Genomic DNA, 16,916 nt, shown 5'->3' with positions numbered 1-16,916 from the left:
TTTCCGATTCGTTAGGTGGGTTTGACTGGTGGCACAGGCGCCGAATACTCTCGTGTGCCAACTGGAGTTTACCGGTAGACACTGCAGCTAGGCGGGTTGACCGGTCGTGTGAAAGTAGGGTCCCCCGGTGGCCGATCTGCCTGTTTCCCGGCGTTCCGTCCTGCGGTCCGCCGCCTTCGCGGGGGCACTCGCCGTGCTGCCCGGCCTGCTGTCGGCGTGCGGGCCGGCCGAGCCCGCCGGGACGGGCGCCAAGAAGAGCCTCGACGTCCTGCGCGTCGCGCTGCCCTCCTCCATCGGGTCGCTGGACGCGGCCAAGGAGGCGGGCATCATGAACTACGTCGTCGCCCTCCTCGTGCAGGAGTCCCTGGTCGGCGTCGGCCCGGACGGCAGCCTCCAGCCGTCCCTGGCCGAGTCCTGGACCAGGAAGGACGCCACCACCTACGTCTACAAGCTGCGCAGCGGCGTGACGTTCTCCGACGGCAGCCCGCTCACCGCCGCCGACGTGGTCGCCAGCCTGAACCTGCACGCCAAGAAGGGCTCGACCACCGCCTTCGCCTACGCCTACGCCAACGTGGACACGATCGAGGCCACCGGCGACGCCGAGGTGACGATCAAGCTCAAGAGCCCCGACGCGGCGTTCGCGTGGGTGCCCACGCCCGGCACGCTGCTGGTGACCAGCGCGAAGTTCATCCAGGCCACCGGTGAGCGCATCGGCACGCCGGAGGGCAAGCTGCTGGGGACGGGGCCGTACAAGGTGGCCGAGTTCGCCCCCGACTCGCACGTCACGCTGGAGCGCAACGACGCCTACCGGGGCGGCAAGCCGGCCTTCAGGCAGATCAGGATCGACTTCATCGCCGAGGAGTCCACGCGGCTGCTGGCCATGCGCGGCGACAACGTGGACGTCGCGCTCAACGTGCCCGCCGAGCAGATCGACCAGTGGAAGGCGGTGCAGGGCGCGCAGGTGCTGACCGCCGCCGACCGTTCGCTGGTCACGCTGGCCTTCAACACGGCCAGGAAGCCCTGGGACGACGTGCACGTGCGCCGGGCCGTCGCGCACGCCGTGGACCGGGAGGGCATCGTCAGGAGCGTGCTGCGCGGCCACGGCAAGGTCGCCACCGCCATCCCGGACCCGGCCCAGTGGGGCGGCGTGCTGGACGAGGCCGGGGTCGCCGCCCTGTACGCGTCCATCCCCCAGTACGGCTTCGACCTGGCCCAGGCCAAGGCCGAGCTGGCGAAGTCGGCCACGCCGCAGGGGTTCGCCGACACGCTCACGTACCCGAGCAGCGGCCCGCAGCTCGGCCGGGCGGCGCTCACCCTGGCCGAGAACCTCAAGACCATCGGCATCACGCTGGAGGTCAAGGAGGTGCCGCTCGAACAGTGGATCGCCGACCTCGGCAAGCACGGCTCCGGCGTCTACCTCGGCTGGTACTTCGCCACCACCGGCGACCCCGCCGAGTACGTCCAGCAGCTCCTGCACGGCGGCGCCACCGGCGAGAACGGCACCAACATCGCCGAGTACGACAACGCCGAGGTGACCGGCCTGCTGGACAAGGCCAAGGCGGGCACCGACGACGCCGCCCGGGGCAAGCTGCTCGGCCAGGCGCTGGTCAGGGCGGCGGCGGACGTGCCGTACCAGCCGCTGTGGTGGGGCGAGGCGGCCACCGCGTTCGGCAAGGCGGTCGCCGCCGAGGGCTTCGGGCCCTACTTCTTCGTCGGCCCGTGGGCGACGAAGGTGGCCGCACGCTGATGACCGACGCCATCCACGGGCACCGGGCGGCCGGGACGACCGACCCCATCGACGTGCACCAGGCGCTGGCCGGGATGCGCTATCCCGAGTCGGTGTCGCTGCACCCCGACGGCGACCGCGTCGCCTGCGTGATCGACGGCGTCGCGTACGTCGTCGCGCTCGACGGCGCGCTCGACGGCGCCATGGAGGCCGCGGGCGACTGCCACGGCCTGGTCCGCTGGCTGCCCGACGGGCGGCTGCTGCGCACGCCGTCGCCGTCCGAGCTGGCCGTCGACGGCTGGCGGGCCCGCGTGGACGGCGAGATCGAGGACCTGGTCCCCGGCGACGACGGCACCGTCCTGGTCCGGCTGGCCGACCCCGGCAGCGAGCGCGACGGCAGCCACCTGGGCCTGCGCGTGCACGACCCGTCCGACCCCTTCGTCCTGACGCCGGGCGGGCGGCTGCGCCGCCTGGCCTGGTTCGAGATCGGCGACGACCGCCCGCGCGAGCTCGCGCTGCCCGGCCTGACCGTGTGGGACGCCGACTGGCGCGGGCGCCGGGCCCTGGCCGTGACCTCGCCGGACGAGACGCCCGCCGGGTACTACCGGCCCCGGCTCGACCTGGTCGAGGACGGCGAGGTGCGCACGTTGCACCGCACGTCCTGGCAGCTCGCCCGGCCCCGGCTGGCCCCGGGCGGGCGGGCCGCCGTGGTGGTCGAGGGGCTGTCGATCGTCTCGGGCCGCGTCCTGCGGGCCGACCTGGTCACGGGGGAGGTCGCGTACCTGGGCGACCTGGACGACGTCACCGACCTCGGCTGGCTGGACGACGACACCCTGTGGTTCACCGGCTGGTCGGGCACCGGCGTGCACGGCGGGGTGCTCAGCGCCGCCGACGGCCGCGTGCTGAGCCGCTGGACGGCCCGGGGAACGCTGGGCGGCCGCGACGGCCAGCCCTCGCTGTCCGTGGACCGCACCGGCACGGTGGCCGCGGCCTGCTGGGAGAGCCCCGAGCTGCCGCCCGAGGTCGCCGTGGCCGTCCTCCGGGAGGGCGACTGGCGCCCGGTCACCGCGCTCAACGCCGGGCTGGCCGGGCTGGCGGCGCACCAGGAGGAGATCACCTGGACGGGCCGCGACGGCCTGCCGGTCAGCGGCCTGCTGCTCACCACCCCCGGCGCCGGAGAGGGCCCCAGGCCACTGGTCGTCATGGTGCACGGCGGGCCCACCTGGTTGTGGTCCAGCTCGTTCGCGCCCGCCGAGTCCAACCAGCTCGCCGTGCCGCTCGCGCACGCCGGCGCCGCCGTCCTGCTGCCGAACCCCAGGGGCAGCAGCGGCCGCGGCCAGGACTACGCCCGCGCGGTCATCGGCCAGGTCGGCGCGGCGGACCTGGACGACGTGCTGGCCGGCGTGGACCACCTGGTCGCCGCCGGCGTCGCCGACCCGGACCGGACCGCGGTCATGGGCCTGAGCTACGGCGGCTACCTGACCGCCTGGGCCGTCACCCGCACGAGCCGCTTCCGCGCCGCCGTCGTCATGTCCGGCGTGAGCGACTGGCTGAGCTTCTCCACCGCCAGCAACCTCGCGGGCGGCTTCGACACGCTCTACCACGCCGGCGCCGACCCGGCCACCAGCGAGGGACGCGAACGCCTGGCCGCCCGCTCACCCGTGCACCACGCCGCGAAGGCCGCCACCCCGACCCTGATCCTGCACGGCGAGCGCGACCGCACCACCCCTCCCGGCCAGGCGGAACAGCTCTATCGTGCCTGGTCGGCGGCGGGCGTGAGCACTCAGCTGGTCCTCTACCCTCGGGAGGGTCACGAGCTGGTCGAGCCCGCCCACCGCAGGGACGCGGCGGAGCGCGTGATCGGCTGGCTGACCGGGGGCGGGGTGTTGTGATGGGCTGGGCCGGGTTCCTGCTGCGCAGGTCCGCGGGCACCGCGGCCGTCGTGCTGCTGCTGTCGGCGGGCGTGTTCGGCCTGCTCTACCTGGCCCCGGGTGACATCCAGCAGACCCTGCTCGGCACCCGTCCGGCCACCGCCGACACGATCGCCGCCCTGCGGGCCCGCTACCACCTCGACGACCCCGTCGCCGTCCAGTACCTGCGCTGGCTCGGCGGCGTGCTCGGCGGCGACCTCGGCACCTCGATCAGGACCGGCCAGCCGGTCGCCGCGATGCTCGGCGAACGCCTGCCGCGCACGCTCGTCCTGACCGGTTACGGCACGCTCCTGGCCGCGCTGGCGGGGCTGCCGCTCGGCGTGCTGGGCGCGCTGCGCAAGGGCCGGGCGAGCGACCGCCTGGTGGTGACCGCCGGGGTGGTGGGGCTGAGCGCGCCGCCGTTCGCGGTCGGCCTGCTGCTGCTCGTGGTGTTCGCGCTGGGGCTCGGCTGGTTCCCCGTCTACGGCACGGGGGAGGGGTTCGCGAGCGAGCTGTGGCACCTGACGCTGCCCGCCGTCGCGCTGGCGGCCGGGGCGGCCGGGATGCTGCTGCGCTTCAGCAGGGCCGCGCTCGTCCGCGAGCTCGACCAGGACTACGTGGTCTTCGCCCGCGCCCGCGGCCTGAGCGCGCCCGTCGTGCTCGGCTACGCCGTGCGCAACTCGCTGGTGCCCGTCCTGACCGCGGCCGGGCTCGTCGTCACCGGCATGCTCGCCGGGACCGTGCTGGTGGAGGTCACGTTCGCGCGGCCGGGGCTCGGGTCGCTGCTGGTCGACTCGGTCACCTTCAAGGACGTGCCCGTGGTGCAGGCGCTCGCGCTGCTGCTCACCCTCCTGATCGCCGCCGTCAACCTGCTGGTGGACGTCGCCTACTCGGTGGCCGACCCGCGCGTGCGGCTCGGCGGGGGCGCGTCGTGACCGCGGGCCGTACGCGCGGGCGTGCCCTCATCCGCCGGTTCCCGATCGCGGTGCCGCTGGCCCTGGCCGTGCTCGTGGCCGTCGTGGCCGCCGCCGCGTTCGCGCCCTGGCTGGTCCCCGGCGCCACCGCCCAGGACCTGATGACCGGCATCTCCATGCCCGGCCCAGGCCACCCGCTCGGCACCGACGACCTGGGCCGCGACGTGCTGAGCCTGCTCGTCGCGGGGGCCCGCACCGCCGTGCCGGGGGCGTTCGCCGTGGCCGTCGGCTCCATGCTGATCGGCAACCTGCTCGGCCTGGCCGCCGGGTACTTCGGCGGCTGGACGGACACCCTGGTCATGCGCGGGGCCGACCTGATGTTCTCGCTGCCCGCGCTGCTGGTCGCGATCGTCGTGGCGGGCGTGCTCGGCGGCGGCTACGGCCTGGCCGTGGCCGTGCTGGTCGTGCTGTTCGCGCCCACCGACACGCGCGTGGTGCGCGGCGCGGTCCTGGAGCAGCGGCACCGGCCCTACGTCGAGGCGGCCCTGCTCAAGAACCTGTCGTCCTGGCGGATCATGACCCGGCACATCTGGCCGAACATCGTCCCCGTCAGCCTGGCCTCGGCCTTCCTGAACTTCGCCTTCGCCCTGGTCTCCCTGTCGTCGTTGTCGTTCCTCGGCCTGGGCGTGCCGGCCGGCTCGCCCGACTGGGGGCGCACGCTGGCCGACAACCGCACCCAACTGCTGGCCAACCCGTGGGCGGTCATCGCGCCCGGCCTGGCCGTGATCGTCACCGCCGCCGCGCTCAACCTGGTGGGCGACTGGCTGCACGAACGTTTCGAGCGGAGGGGCCGGTGACCATGCTGCGGGTGGCCGACCTGACCGTACGGCAGCCGGACACCGGCCGTACGCTGCTGTCGCAGGTGTCCTTCGAGGTCGCCGCCGGCGAGTCGGTGGCCATCGTGGGCGAGTCCGGCTCGGGCAAGTCGCTGACCGTCCGCGCGCTGCTCGGGCTGCTGCCAGCCGGGCTGGAGTCCACCGGCCGGGTCGAGATCGACGGGCGGCGGGTCGACGACGACCCCAAGGCCAGGCGGCGGCAGCGCGGCGGCACGGTCTCGCTGCTCATGCAGGACCCGTTCACGCTGCTCAACCCCCTGCGCAGGGCCGGCAAGCAGATCGCCGACGGCCTGCCGGAGGGCGCCGACCCCAAGACCGAGGTGCCGCGGCTGCTGGCCGAGGTGGGCCTGCCGGGCGAGGTGGCGGGCCGCTACCCCTTCCAGCTCTCCGGCGGCATGCGGCAGCGGGTGGGCCTGGCCTGCGCACTGGCCGCCGCGCCGCGGATCCTGCTGGCCGACGAGCCGACCACCGCCCTCGACGCCACCACGCAGCGCGAGGTCCTCGCCCTCATCCGCCGTATCCAGCGCGAACGGGATATGACGTTCCTGCTCATCACCCACGACCTGCGGCTGGCGTTCTCGATGTGCGACCGGGTCGTGGTCATGTACGCGGGCCGGGTCATGGAGGTCGGGTGCGCCGCCGAGCTGCGCGAGGAGCAGCGGCATCCGTACACGCGGGCGCTGCTGGCCGCCGAGCCGCCCGCCGACCGGCGGCTGCCGGTCATCCCGTCCGTGCCGGGCTCGGTGCCGGCCCACGACGCGGTGGCCGGGCGCTGCGGGTTCGCCGACCGGTGCGCGCACGCGGGGAGGAGTGCCGCGCGGGCGTCCCCGCCCTGGTGCCCGTGCCGGGCGCGGAGGTTCGCCTGTCGGCCTGCGTACGGGCCGCCGCGCTGCCCGAGGCGCCGCCGCCCCCGCCGGGCGTGCCGTCGCCGCCGCGTACCGCCGCCGCGCCCCTGCTGGCGGTGACCGGCCTGCGGAAGACGTACGCGGGCGCGTCGCGCCCGGCCCTGGCCGGCGTGGACCTGACCGTGGCGCCGGGCGAGGTCGTGGCCGTCGTCGGCGAGTCGGGGTCGGGCAAGACCACGCTGGCCCGCTGCGTCACCGGCCTGGAACGCCCCGACGCGGGCGTCGTCACCCTCGACGGGCTCGACTGCTCCGACCACACCCGCATGTCCCGCCAGGCGGTGCGCCAGGCCCGCCGGACGGCCCAGATGATCTTCCAGGACCCGTACTCGACGCTCAACCCGGCGCGTACCGTCGGGGCGACGCTCAAGGAGGCGCTCGCCGCCGAGGGACGCCCCACGGACGTCGGCGCGCTGCTGCGCCTGGTGGGCCTCGACCCCGCACTCGCCCGCAAGCGCCCGGCCGGCCTGTCGGGCGGCGAGCGGCAGCGCGTGGCCATCGCGCGGGCCGTGGCCGGCGAGCCCCGCCTGCTGGTCTGCGACGAGCCCGTCTCCGCCCTCGACGTCTCGGTGCAGGCGCAGGTGCTCACCCTGCTCGCCGGGCTCAAGGAACGCCTGGGCATGGGCCTGCTGTTCATCACCCACGACCTGGCCGTCGTCCGCCAGCTCGCCGACCGCCTGTACGTGCTGCGGGCCGGCGAATGCGTCGAGACCGGCGACGTGGACCAGGTGCTGGACGCCCCCGCCCACCCCTACACCCGCGAGCTGCTGGCCAGCGTGCCCGACGGAAGCAGCCGCTGGCCCGGCTAGTCGTAGGAGATCAGCGTGAGCATCCGGCAGCCGCGCTCGCCGGTCGAGTAGACGTGGTCGACCTCGGCCCCGAACCGCACCGCGTCGCCCTCGCCCAGCCGCACCGACCACGTGTCGCTCTCGACCGTCACCTCGCCGGACACCACGTAGGCGTGCTCCACGGACCCGTGGCCGTGGGCGCTCCTGGCACTGCGCGTCAGCGGCGGCAGCTCGCCCTCGGCCAGCTCGAACCGCCGCCGGTCGGCCGCCGCGAACAGGCCGCGCACGGTCGTGTCGCCCACGGCCACCGGCAGCCCCTCGCTCCTGCGCAGCACCTCGGGCTCGGCGAGCCGGGTACGGGTCAGCTCGGCGAAGGTGAGCTCCAGCGCGCCCGCCAGCCGGGTCAGCACCTCGATCGTCGGATTGGCCACGCCGCGCTCGATCTGCGAGATCAGCGCCTTGCTCACCCCGGTCAGCTCGGCCAGCTCGCGGACGCTGAACCCCCGGGCCAGCCGCGTGCGCCGCAGGTTGCCCGCCAGCGCGCCGCGCACCCCGGCGGCCTGCCCGTTGGTGACCGCGAGTTCCTGCCGCACGTGGTGAGTCCTTCCTGTCCCGGCGTCCACCCCCATCATGCCCTGCGCGTCAGGCCACCTTGTCCAGGAAGCCTGTCACCGCGGAGACGAACGCGGCCGGGTCGTCCACCCACGGGAAGTGGCCGGCGCCGGGCAGCGTCACCAGCGTGGCGTCGCGGAACAGGGCGGCGAAGGGCCGCGCGTAGAGGCGGCAGGGGTGGACGTCCAGGTCGCCGGTCAGCAGCAGCGCCGGCGCGTCGAGGGCGGCCAGCCCGGCCCTGACCTCCTCGGGCGTCACGGGGGACGGCGCGTAGAAGCCGTCCGCCGCGGCCTCGCCGCACTCCTCCTCGGCCCCGGCGGAATGGGCCGCGGCGCGTTCGGTCCAGTGGCCGTAGAAGAACCGGTGGCGCTCCACGCCCTCGTCCGCCAGGAACTCCGCCAGGGCGGCGGCGTACCACGGCTCGTGCGCGCGCAGCTCCAGACCGGCCTGCCAGTCCTCCTCGGTCGGCGTGCACCCCACGGCGACCGGCGAGGGCGCGACCAGGCACAACGATCTGAGGCGGGCCGGATGCAGCCCGGCGTACCGGACGGCCACGTTCGCGCCCGCCGAGTGCGCCAGCAGGTCCATGCGGTCCAGTCCCAGGTGCTCCCGCAGCGCCTCGACGTCCTCGGCCAGCCGGTCCCAACGGTACGTCCCGGGGTCGGCCGGGATCGCCGAGTCGCCGGTGCCCCGGCCGTCCAGCCGGATCAGCCGTCGGGGCAGGCCGCCGAGGTCGCCCAGGTAGTGGGAGGCGCGGCCCGGGCCGCCGGGCACGCACACCAGCGGCTCGCCCGTCCCGGATACGTGATAGGCCAGCTCGGTCCCGTCGTGGGCGAGAAAGGAGGGCATGGGGCGATTATGCCGGGTGACCGTGGTCGTCGGGCGGCGGATCCTCGAACCGCGGCCGCTGCGGCGGGCTGCCGCTCACCGACCGGACGATCGTCGCCGCGACGTGGTGCACCTTGACGTTGCGGTCCTGGGAGACGTTGCGCAGGATCTCGAACGCCTGGTGCGCGGTGCAGCGGCGCTGGGCCATGACGATCCCGATCGCCTGGTCGATGACCGGACGGGTGCCGAGCGCCTCCTTCAGCTGCGCCGACACCTCCCGCGTACGGGCCGCGCCGATCGCCACGTCGAACAGCACGCCGATCGTCGCGGCGCTCACCTGCGCCGCGACGTGCGTCGGCGCGGCGAAGCCGGCCGCGCCCGCCGAGTAGAGGTTGAGCGTGCCCAGCAGCCGCCCCTGGGAGGTCAGCGGCTCGGCGTGCAGGCTGCGGATGCCGTGCGGCTGCGGGCGGAAGGAGCCCCAGCGGGCGTCGGAGGCCGCCAGACCGGCCGCCGTGACCGCCCGCCCGGCCTCGATCGCGTCGAAGCTCGGCCCCCGCCCGGCCGCCGACTGCAGGCCGTCGAGCATCCCGGCACGGGCGTGCGCGCACGCCGCCGAACGGATGCCGCGTTCGGTGCATAACGTCACGCTGACCAGCGGAGAGTCGGGCATCGCGCGGGCGGCGACGACGACACTCCGCACCAGTGCCCGTTCGAACTCGTCGATCCCGGCCGGAACAGCGGTCCTGTTCAACAAATCCCTCGCGCTCGGCTGCGGCTCACGCCTGCGACCAGACAGCCTGCCCCTCCAGCGGGGTTCTAAGCGGGCCCCGCCGGAGGATTCCCGGGATTCCTCAGGCGAGGTAGGCGTCGACCTCGGCCAGGTAGGCGTCCTTCAGGTGCCGCGGCAGCCAGGTGATCTCGAACGCGTTGCGCTCCAGCCGGGCCAGCTCCTCGCGGGTGAGCTGCAGCTCCTCCTGCAGCGCCACCAGGTTCTCGCCCACGTACCCGTTGAAGTACGCCGGGTCGTCGGAGTTGATCGTCACCCGCACGCCGAGCTCCATGAGCTTGCGGATGCCCTCGGCCTTCATGGAGTCGGTGACGTACCCGTTGGAGATCGGGCAGCAGGTCAGGCCGATGCCGCGGGCCAGCACCAGGTCCACCAGCCGCTGGTCCTCCAGGATGTTGACGCCGTGGTCGATCCGGTCGACGCCGATCTCCTCGATCGCCTGCCGGATGTGCTCGATCGAGTTGTCCTGGTCGACGTCGCAGTGCATGGTCAGCAGGTAGCCCTCCTGGCGGGCCCGCTCGTACACGGCGGCGAACTTGGCCGGCGGGTTGCCCTTCTCGTCGGAGTCCAGGCCGATGCCGACGATCCACTCCTTGTACGGCAGCGACTCCAGCAGCGTCGCCATCGCGTACTCAGCCTGGAAGTCGCGCAGGAAGCACATGATGAGCTGGGCCCGCACGCCGAGCTGCCGGTCGGCGTCGATCAGCGCCCGCCGCAGCCCGCGGATCACCACGTCGAACGGCACCCCGCGCGAGGTGTGCGCCTGCGGGTCGAAGAAGATCTCGGCGTAGCGCACGTTCTGCTCGGCGGCCTTGCGCAGGTAGGCCATGGCCAGGTCGTAGAAGTCGGGCTCGGTGCGCAGCACCTGCATGCCCTCGTAGTAGACCGTGAGGAAGGAGGGGAGGTCGTCGAAGGAGTAGGCGGCCCGCATCTCCTCGACCGACGTGTAGGGCAGTGCGATGCCGTTGCGCCGGGCCAGGTCGAACTTGAGCTCCGGCTCCAGCGTGCCCTCGATGTGCAGGTGCAGCTCGCACTTGGGGAGACCGGCGATGAAGTCCTTCATGATCAAACCTCCGTGAGGATGGGGTCGACGACCTCGAGCCGTACGCAGTCGACCAGCCCGAGGTCGGTGACGGCGTAGTCGGGGATCGCGGTGATCGACAGGAAGAACAGGTACATCAGCGGCGCCGGCAGCGTGCAGCCCAGCTCGCGGGCCAGGTCGTCGAGCCGCTCCTCCAGCACCGCCATCTCGGCGGCGGGCAGGTCGGAGACGATGCCGCCGACCGGCAGCGGCAGCAGCGCCCGCACCTCGCCGTCCACCACCACGGCCTGGCCGCCGCCCTGCTCGGCGACGGTGTTGACGGCCAGCGCCATGTCCTCGCGGGAGGCGCCCACGCAGATGATGTTGTTGTCGTCGGGCGCCGCGCTGGTGGCGATCGCGCCGGCCCGCAGGCCCATGCCGCTGACCATGGCGACCGGCTTGTTGCCGGTCTTGCCGTAGCGCTCGACGACCGTGACGAGCAGCGCGTCCTGCTCCACGGACGGCTCCACGACGCCGTCGGTCACCGGCAGGGTCACGTCGCGCCTCCTGCGCACGAAGACCTGCTCGGTGAACCCGAGGGTCAGCACGGTCGCCTGGTCGCCCTCGGCGCGCAGCAAGAGGTCGTCCGCGGTGACCGGGGCGATCGGGAACGGCCGGACCGGACCGCGCTCGGGGGCGGGCGTCGGCGTGACCATCCGGCCGTCGCGGGCGGCGGGCACGCCGTTCGCGATCACCTCGCGGACCCGGAAGTCCGTCAGCGAGTCGACGATCAGCACGTCCGCGAACCGGCCGGGGGACAGGCTGCCCACCAGGTGGTCGATGCGGTACATCTCCGCGCAGTTCACCGTGGCCATCTGGATCGCCGTCACCGGGTCGACCCCCGCCGCGACCGCCATCCGGACGAGCTTGTCCATGTGGCCGCCCGCCAGCACGTCGGCGGCGTGCACGTCGTCGGTGCAGAACGCCAGCCTGCGGGAGCCGGCCAGGGCCACGGCCTTGATGTTCTCGTCGAGGAAGTGGGCGACGGACGACTCGCGGATGATGCCGTACATGCCGCGGCGCAGCTTCTCCAGCATCTCCTCGTGCGAGTACGACTCGTGGTCGAGCCGCACCCCGGCCGCCGCCAGCCCGCTGATCCGGCGCGGGTCGGACAGCGGCGCGCAGCCGAACACCGGCAGCCGCCGTTCCCGAGCCAGGTCGAGGGCCTCCATGACGGCAGGATCGGAGTGTTCCACCATCTCCTGGACGGTCTCCCAGATCCCCACGCATTCCGGCCACTCGTGGGCGATCCTGTGCTCAGCCGGACCGAACGGATGCCCGACGGTCGACTCCGGCACGGTGTAGGGCGCCTTGGCGGGTGCACCCCACCAGATTCGCATGCCGGTCGCCGCCGACTCGTCCAGGAAACGCCGTACGCCCGGCAGACCCTCGGCCACGAGGATCTGGTCCAGTCCCGACACCACGCTCGTCGTGCCGAACGGCACCACCAGGTCGGCGAAGCTGGTGACCGACAACTTGCTGCACTCGATGTGCAGGTGCCCGTCGATCAGGCCGGGCACCAGGTAACCGCCGCGGGCGTCGATGACCTCGGTGTCCGGGCCGCGCTCCAGCACCGGCTCGACGGCGGCGATCCGGCCGCCCACGATGCCGATCTCGGCCGGGTACAGCTCGCCGGTCAGCACGTTGACGAGCGTGCCGCCCGCGATGATCGTGTCCGCGGGCCGCCGCCCGTACGCCACGTCCAGCAGGTCGCGGTCCATCATGCCTCCACAGTCCGTACGGCGGGCCGCGGGACGAGCAGCGCGTAGGCCGCGCCCGCCACCAGGAAGCCCGCGAAGATGCTGAAGTCGCTGCCGCCCGTCGCCTCCGACAGCGGCCCGACGAAGACGGCCGAGTTGATCCACAGGGCCGCCGCCACCATGCCCAGGACCTGCGCGATGATCGCCGGCCACCGGACCTGGCCGGGCGCCTGCTCGTCGAACAGCGCCTCGGCGTCGTAGCGTCCCCGCCTGCGCAGCCAGTCGGTGATGTAGACCCCGGCCCAGGGCGCCAGCCAGATGATCAGCAGCGCGAGGAAGTTGTTGAGCATGGTGTTGAAGCTGTTCGAGGTGACCGCCACGAACGTGATGATCACGCAGAGCACGAGGTCGCCGACGACCGCCACCCAGCGCTTGACCTTGATCCCGGCCGCCTGCAGGTTCAGCCCCGAGGAGTACAGGTCGGTGGTGTTGACGGCGAACAGCGACACGATCGCCAGCAGCAGGTACGGCACCACGAACCACTGCGGCAGCGCGCCCGGCAGCCCCGAGATCGGGTCGGTGTTGTCCTTGACCACGGTCGCCACGGCCGCCCCGAGCACCATCAGCAGCACGTACGGGACGAACCCGCCCAGGGCCGCGTACCCGAAGACCGCCTTCCTGGAGGAGTTCGCCGGCAGGTAGCGGGAGTAGTCGCCGCCGAGCGGCCCCCACGACAGCCCGCCCGCCGACATGATCATCGCGATCGCCATCGTGAACGTGGCGAAGTCCGCCGACCCGCCGCCGCCCCCGAGCTCCACCTTGGGCGCGATCAGGATCGCCATCAGGCCGAACAGCACGACGAACACCCAGGTGAAGTACTTCTGCGCCTTCATCACCGCGGCGTGCCCGATCAGCGGCAGCACGAGCTGGATGGCCGCGGCCACCAGGATGACCACGACCTTGAGCCCGAGCCCCTGGTCGCTCACCCCCGCCTGCTCCAGCAGCGACAGCGCCGCGAACGTGATGAGCACCATGCCGCCGGCCTCGAAGCCCACCATGTTGAGCCAGCCGAAGAAGCTGAGCACGCGGGCGCCCTTGGGCCCGTAGGCGGCCCTGGAGACCGCCATGGTGGAGGTGCCGGTGGCCGGGCCCTGCAGGCTGGTCAGGCCGACCAGCGGGAACGACAGCAGGTTGCCGATGACGATCGCGATGACCGCCTGGGTGAAGCTGAGCTGGAACGCCGCCACGATCGTGATGCCGTAGACGAGGGTGAAGATGCCCATCGTCGTCCCGGACCAGAGGAAAAGCAGGTCACGCGGGCGGCCGTACCTTTCGCCGGCCGAGACCAGCTCGATCCCGCGTTGTTCCATGGCCCCTCCTGAGGGTCGCTGGGTGTGTGCGCACACAGTGAACCGTAGGGGGGTGACCTGGTGATTTATTCGGACATACGAGCGTGCTGGGGGCCAGTTGTGCCCCGGCTACAAAGTGATCGCCAAGGACTGCCGTACCTGGTTACAAGGTGATCGCCAAGCCGACCGCCGTACCTGGTTACAAGGTGATCGCCAAGCCGACCGCGAACAGCAGGCCGTACGCCATCTGCAGCTTGCCCGTCTGCTGCAGGACCGCGATCAGCGCCGGCCCGACGGCCTTGCCCAGCACGGTCCTGATCGGCGTGACCGCGAGCGGCGCGGCCAGCGCCGCGAGCGCCGCCCACGGCGTGACCGCGATCATCGCCAGCGCCACCACGAACGGCACCACCTGGCACAACACGTACAACGCCCGGGTGCGCTCGGCGCCGAGCACCACCGCCAGCGTGCGCTTGCCCGACGTGCCGTCCGTCTGGACGTCGCGCAGGTTGTTGACCACCAGCATCGAGCACGACAACAACCCCACCGGGATCGAGGCCAGGAACGCCGTCCAGCTCAGCTGCTCGGTCTGCACGTACGCGGTGCCCATCACCGGGACCACGCCGAAGAACACGAAGACCGCCAGCTCGCCCAGCCCGCGGTAGCCGTAGGGCCGCTTGCCGCCGGTGTAGAACCAGGCCGCCGCGATGCACGCGACCCCCACCAGCAGGATCCACCACGCCCGCGTCACGACCACCAGCACCAGCCCGAGCACCGCCGCGACCGCGAAACAGCCCAGCGCCGCCGTCAGGACCTGCCGGGGCGTGGCCGCCCGCGAGCCCACGAGCCGCATCGGGCCGACGCGCTGGTCGTCGGTGCCGCGGATGCCGTCGCTGTAGTCGTTGGCGTAGTTGACGCCGATCTGCAGGGACAGCGCCACGAGCAGCGCCAGGACCGCGCGCCACCAGACGAATCCGCCGTCGCCGATCGCCACGCCCGTGCCGACCATGACGGGGACTACGGCGTTGGGAAGCGTGCGCGGGCGCGCGCCCGCGATCCACTGACCGGGGGTTGCCATGCTGTCGAAACCTCTAGCTGATATCCGTGGTGAGCCTGACCATGCGGATCGGACGGCCCATGTCGAGGACACGTTCGGCCATGTCCTCGCCCCAGCCGGCCGACTCCAGGAAACCGAGCACCGCGTAGTTGTCGGCGAACACCCAGGTGACGATCTGGCGGAAGCCGTCCTCACGCAGGTAGTCGACGGTGGCGTTGAGCAGGCGGCTGCCGTGGCCGCGGCGCACGAAGTCGGGATCGACCAGCAGCGTCAGCATCTCGGCGACCCTGCTGGGATCCAGGTCGGGATCCTCGGCGGGGGCGTGCGAGGCCAGCCCCACCACCCGCTCGCCGCCGCGCGGGGTCGTCAGCGCCGCGCTGCCGCCCGCGCCCAGCGCGGGGAAACCCTCGGTGTCGAGGATGGTCTCCACCGCGACCAGCACCCGGTGCGAGGGGCCGGGCGGGGCGACGATCGCCTCGTCCCACTGACGCAGCCACATCTTCTCGGCCGCCGGCCCCGTCATCTGCTCGAGTGGGCCTTCCGGGAGGAACTCCCGATATCCGTAGCGCCAGGCGCGGATCTGAGTATTCGCTACCTGGAGAACATCCTCGCGCCGGGCCGCCCGGACGCCTACGTCTGCCATCTCGGCCCGCTCCTTCGCCTGCCGTTCGTGCCACAAGGCACGAGTTACACCGTATCGGTGTTTGAGCCTTGGAGACGACGCGAACCCCGCTTCCCCGCCCGGTAAGCGCGTGTCTTGGTGTTGTCACCGCATACCCGCATCGAACACCATGAGCGCGAACGATTCCCGGCCGCGTCGATGAACACCCGCCGACACGTTCCCCCACCGGCCTCCGCCCGCCGCCCACCCATCCGCGCGTGTCGATCCACGGCCGCCGCCGGAGATGACGGCGACCTGCGGCAGCGATCGCGGCCGGGCATCCGATCACCGGACCTGTGCGTCCAGCGCCCGTCCGAGCCGCCGCACCCCCTCGGTCAGGACCGTCAGGTTGGCGGCGGCCATGTGCGTCACCCTGATTCGCGGGCCCGGCGGCTCCGACGGGTAGTACATCCGCCCGGGGCTCACCTGCGTCCCGTACCGCCGGGCCGTCTCGACCAGGGCGTTCTCGTCCACCTCCGCGGGCAGCCGCAGCCACAGGTGCAGACCGCCGATCGGCAGCAGATGCACCTCCGCGCCGGGGGCATGGGCAGCCAGCGCCGCCGCGAGCGCGTCCCGCCTGGTCGCGATCTCGGCGTGCACCGTGTTCAGATGCCTGCCCCACGCCGCCGAGCCCACGAACTCCAGCGCCGTCTCCTGCAACGGCCGCGCCACGAAGAACGACTCGACGAGCTGGCTGGCCCGCAGCCGGTGCGCGGCCGGCCCACGGGCCACGACCGCGGCCACCCGCAGGCTGGGCGACAGGATCTTGGTCAGTGAGCCCACGTTGACGACCGTGCCGTGCGCGTCCATGGAGGCCAGCGACGGGGGAGCGGCGGGGGACAGGTAGCGGGCGTAGTCGTCCTCGATCACGAACGCCCCCGCCGCCCTGGCCACCTCCAGCACCTGCGCGCGCCGCTCCAGGGGCAACGTCGCGCCGGTGGGGTTGTGCAGGGTGGGCTGGCAGAAGAACACCCGCGCGCCGGTGACGGCGAACGCCTCGGCGAGCAGGTCCGGCCGTACGCCGTCACGGTCCATCGGCACGGCCGTCGCCCGCAACCCGGCCGCCTTGGCCGCCGCCAGCGCTCCGGGATAGGTGGGCGTCTCGACCAGCACCGGCGTACCGGGGGCCGCCAGCGCCCTGAACGCGTGCGTCAGCGCCGCCTGGCCGCCGCTGACGATCAGCGTGTCCGCCGCCGTCACATCGCCCCCGGCCTGGCGGGCGAACCAGCCGCGCAGCTCGTGCAGGCCGGTCAACGGCGGCGTCGCCCAGACGTCCGGACGGCGCACCGCCCGCGCGGCGGCTGCCGCGAGCTGCCTGTCCGGCCTCAGCCCCGGGTTCAGGTAGCCGCCGGTCAGCGGCACCACCTCCTCGGGCGGCTGCGCGAGCAGCGCCGCCACCGGCCCGTCGTCCACGACCCGGTCGCCGAGGGCGACCGTCTGCCAGGACAGGTCCAGGGGGTCCTGGCCGCGTACGACCGGCCGCGGCGCCACGAACGCGCCGCTTCCCGGACGCGACACCACCCGCCCCTCGGCGGCGAGCTGGCCGATGGCGCGCGAGACCGTCACGGGGCTGACGTTGTGCCGCCGCATGATCTCTCTGCTGGACGGAAGCCGCGCGCCGGGCCCGAGACGGGTGGCCTCTTCGCGCAGTATCGCAGCAATCTGGGCGATACTGCTATCGTTGGTCATGAAGGACAAGGATAGCGCT

General features: G+C 73.1%; 16 protein-coding genes. 6 read left to right on the top strand and 10 right to left on the bottom strand.

Annotated elements, in window-relative coordinates:
* The first annotated feature begins 127 nt into the window (after nt 1–127).
* Genes ACNF49_RS47320 through ACNF49_RS47295 form a run of 6 tightly spaced genes read left to right on the top strand, consistent with a single transcriptional unit; the run spans nt 128 to nt 7,157 of the window.
* Nucleotides 128–1,747, top strand: coding sequence for an ABC transporter substrate-binding protein (locus ACNF49_RS47320; protein WP_482941806.1), 1,620 nt, complete (start codon nt 128–130; stop codon nt 1,745–1,747).
* A complete protein-coding gene (locus ACNF49_RS47315; protein ID WP_482941805.1) occupies nt 1,747–3,618 on the top strand; it encodes an alpha/beta hydrolase family protein in 1,872 nt (623 codons plus the stop codon). Before ACNF49_RS47320 ends, ACNF49_RS47315 begins: the two co-directional genes overlap by 1 nt.
* Nucleotides 3,618–4,571 carry an ABC transporter permease gene (locus ACNF49_RS47310; protein ID WP_482941804.1) on the top strand — a complete coding sequence of 318 codons (954 nt, stop codon included), beginning with the start codon at nt 3,618–3,620 and terminating at the stop codon, nt 4,569–4,571. The genes ACNF49_RS47315 and ACNF49_RS47310 overlap by 1 nt, the downstream gene beginning before the upstream one ends.
* Nucleotides 4,568–5,407, top strand: a complete 840-nt coding sequence (locus ACNF49_RS47305) for an ABC transporter permease (RefSeq protein ID WP_482941803.1) — start codon at nt 4,568–4,570, stop codon at nt 5,405–5,407. The genes ACNF49_RS47310 and ACNF49_RS47305 overlap by 4 nt, the downstream gene beginning before the upstream one ends.
* A gap of 2 nt (nt 5,408–5,409) precedes the next feature.
* Nucleotides 5,410–6,411 carry an ABC transporter ATP-binding protein gene (locus ACNF49_RS47300; protein WP_482945683.1) on the top strand — a complete coding sequence of 334 codons (1,002 nt, stop codon included), beginning with the start codon at nt 5,410–5,412 and terminating at the stop codon, nt 6,409–6,411.
* Nucleotides 6,408–7,157, top strand: a complete 750-nt coding sequence (locus tag ACNF49_RS47295; protein ID WP_482941802.1) for an ABC transporter ATP-binding protein — start codon at nt 6,408–6,410, stop codon at nt 7,155–7,157. The genes ACNF49_RS47300 and ACNF49_RS47295 overlap by 4 nt, the downstream gene beginning before the upstream one ends.
* On the opposite strand, the gene ACNF49_RS47290 is transcribed toward ACNF49_RS47295, so the two are convergent.
* From ACNF49_RS47290 to ACNF49_RS47245, 10 genes are all read right to left on the bottom strand, one after another.
* Nucleotides 7,154–7,729 carry a helix-turn-helix domain-containing protein gene (locus ACNF49_RS47290; RefSeq protein WP_357988051.1) on the bottom strand — a complete coding sequence of 192 codons (576 nt, stop codon included), beginning with the start codon at nt 7,727–7,729 and terminating at the stop codon, nt 7,154–7,156. The genes ACNF49_RS47295 and ACNF49_RS47290 overlap by 4 nt on opposite strands.
* Before the next feature lie 49 nt (nt 7,730–7,778).
* Nucleotides 7,779–8,597, bottom strand: a complete 819-nt coding sequence (locus ACNF49_RS47285; RefSeq protein ID WP_482941801.1) for an alpha/beta fold hydrolase — start codon at nt 8,595–8,597, stop codon at nt 7,779–7,781.
* A gap of 7 nt (nt 8,598–8,604) precedes the next feature.
* Nucleotides 8,605–9,327 (bottom strand): GAF and ANTAR domain-containing protein, encoded by a 723-nt coding sequence (locus ACNF49_RS47280; protein ID WP_482941800.1) that lies wholly within the window; start codon nt 9,325–9,327, stop codon nt 8,605–8,607.
* A gap of 100 nt (nt 9,328–9,427) precedes the next feature.
* Nucleotides 9,428–10,426 (bottom strand): adenosine deaminase, encoded by a 999-nt coding sequence (locus ACNF49_RS47275; protein ID WP_352365297.1) that lies wholly within the window; start codon nt 10,424–10,426, stop codon nt 9,428–9,430.
* 2 nt (nt 10,427–10,428) lie between these two features.
* Nucleotides 10,429–12,168, bottom strand: a complete 1,740-nt coding sequence (locus tag ACNF49_RS47270) for an adenine deaminase (protein ID WP_482941799.1) — start codon at nt 12,166–12,168, stop codon at nt 10,429–10,431.
* Nucleotides 12,165–13,514: a purine-cytosine permease family protein gene (locus ACNF49_RS47265; RefSeq protein WP_358001746.1), complete on the bottom strand. Its 1,350-nt coding sequence runs from the start codon at nt 13,512–13,514 to the stop codon at nt 12,165–12,167. Before ACNF49_RS47265 ends, ACNF49_RS47270 begins: the two co-directional genes overlap by 4 nt.
* Before the next feature lie 178 nt (nt 13,515–13,692).
* Nucleotides 13,693–14,568, bottom strand: a complete 876-nt coding sequence (locus ACNF49_RS47260) for a 1,4-dihydroxy-2-naphthoate polyprenyltransferase (protein ID WP_352320764.1) — start codon at nt 14,566–14,568, stop codon at nt 13,693–13,695.
* A 13-nt stretch (nt 14,569–14,581) separates the two neighbouring features.
* The gene (locus tag ACNF49_RS47255; RefSeq protein ID WP_358001751.1) at nt 14,582–15,070 is read right to left on the bottom strand and encodes a GNAT family N-acetyltransferase; all 489 of its coding nucleotides are present in this window, start codon (nt 15,068–15,070) and stop codon (nt 14,582–14,584) included.
* Nucleotides 15,071–15,234: 164 nt separating this feature from the next.
* Nucleotides 15,235–15,420 carry a CGNR zinc finger domain-containing protein gene (locus ACNF49_RS47250; RefSeq protein WP_482945682.1) on the bottom strand — a complete coding sequence of 62 codons (186 nt, stop codon included), beginning with the start codon at nt 15,418–15,420 and terminating at the stop codon, nt 15,235–15,237.
* Between the two features lie 73 nt (nt 15,421–15,493).
* Nucleotides 15,494–16,897 (bottom strand): aminotransferase-like domain-containing protein, encoded by a 1,404-nt coding sequence (locus ACNF49_RS47245; protein WP_482941798.1) that lies wholly within the window; start codon nt 16,895–16,897, stop codon nt 15,494–15,496.
* Nucleotides 16,898–16,916: the final 19 nt, after the last annotated feature.

Source organism: Actinomadura sp. ATCC 39365 (assembly GCF_054392275.1).
This window is presented reverse-complemented; position numbering and strand designations above follow the sequence as displayed.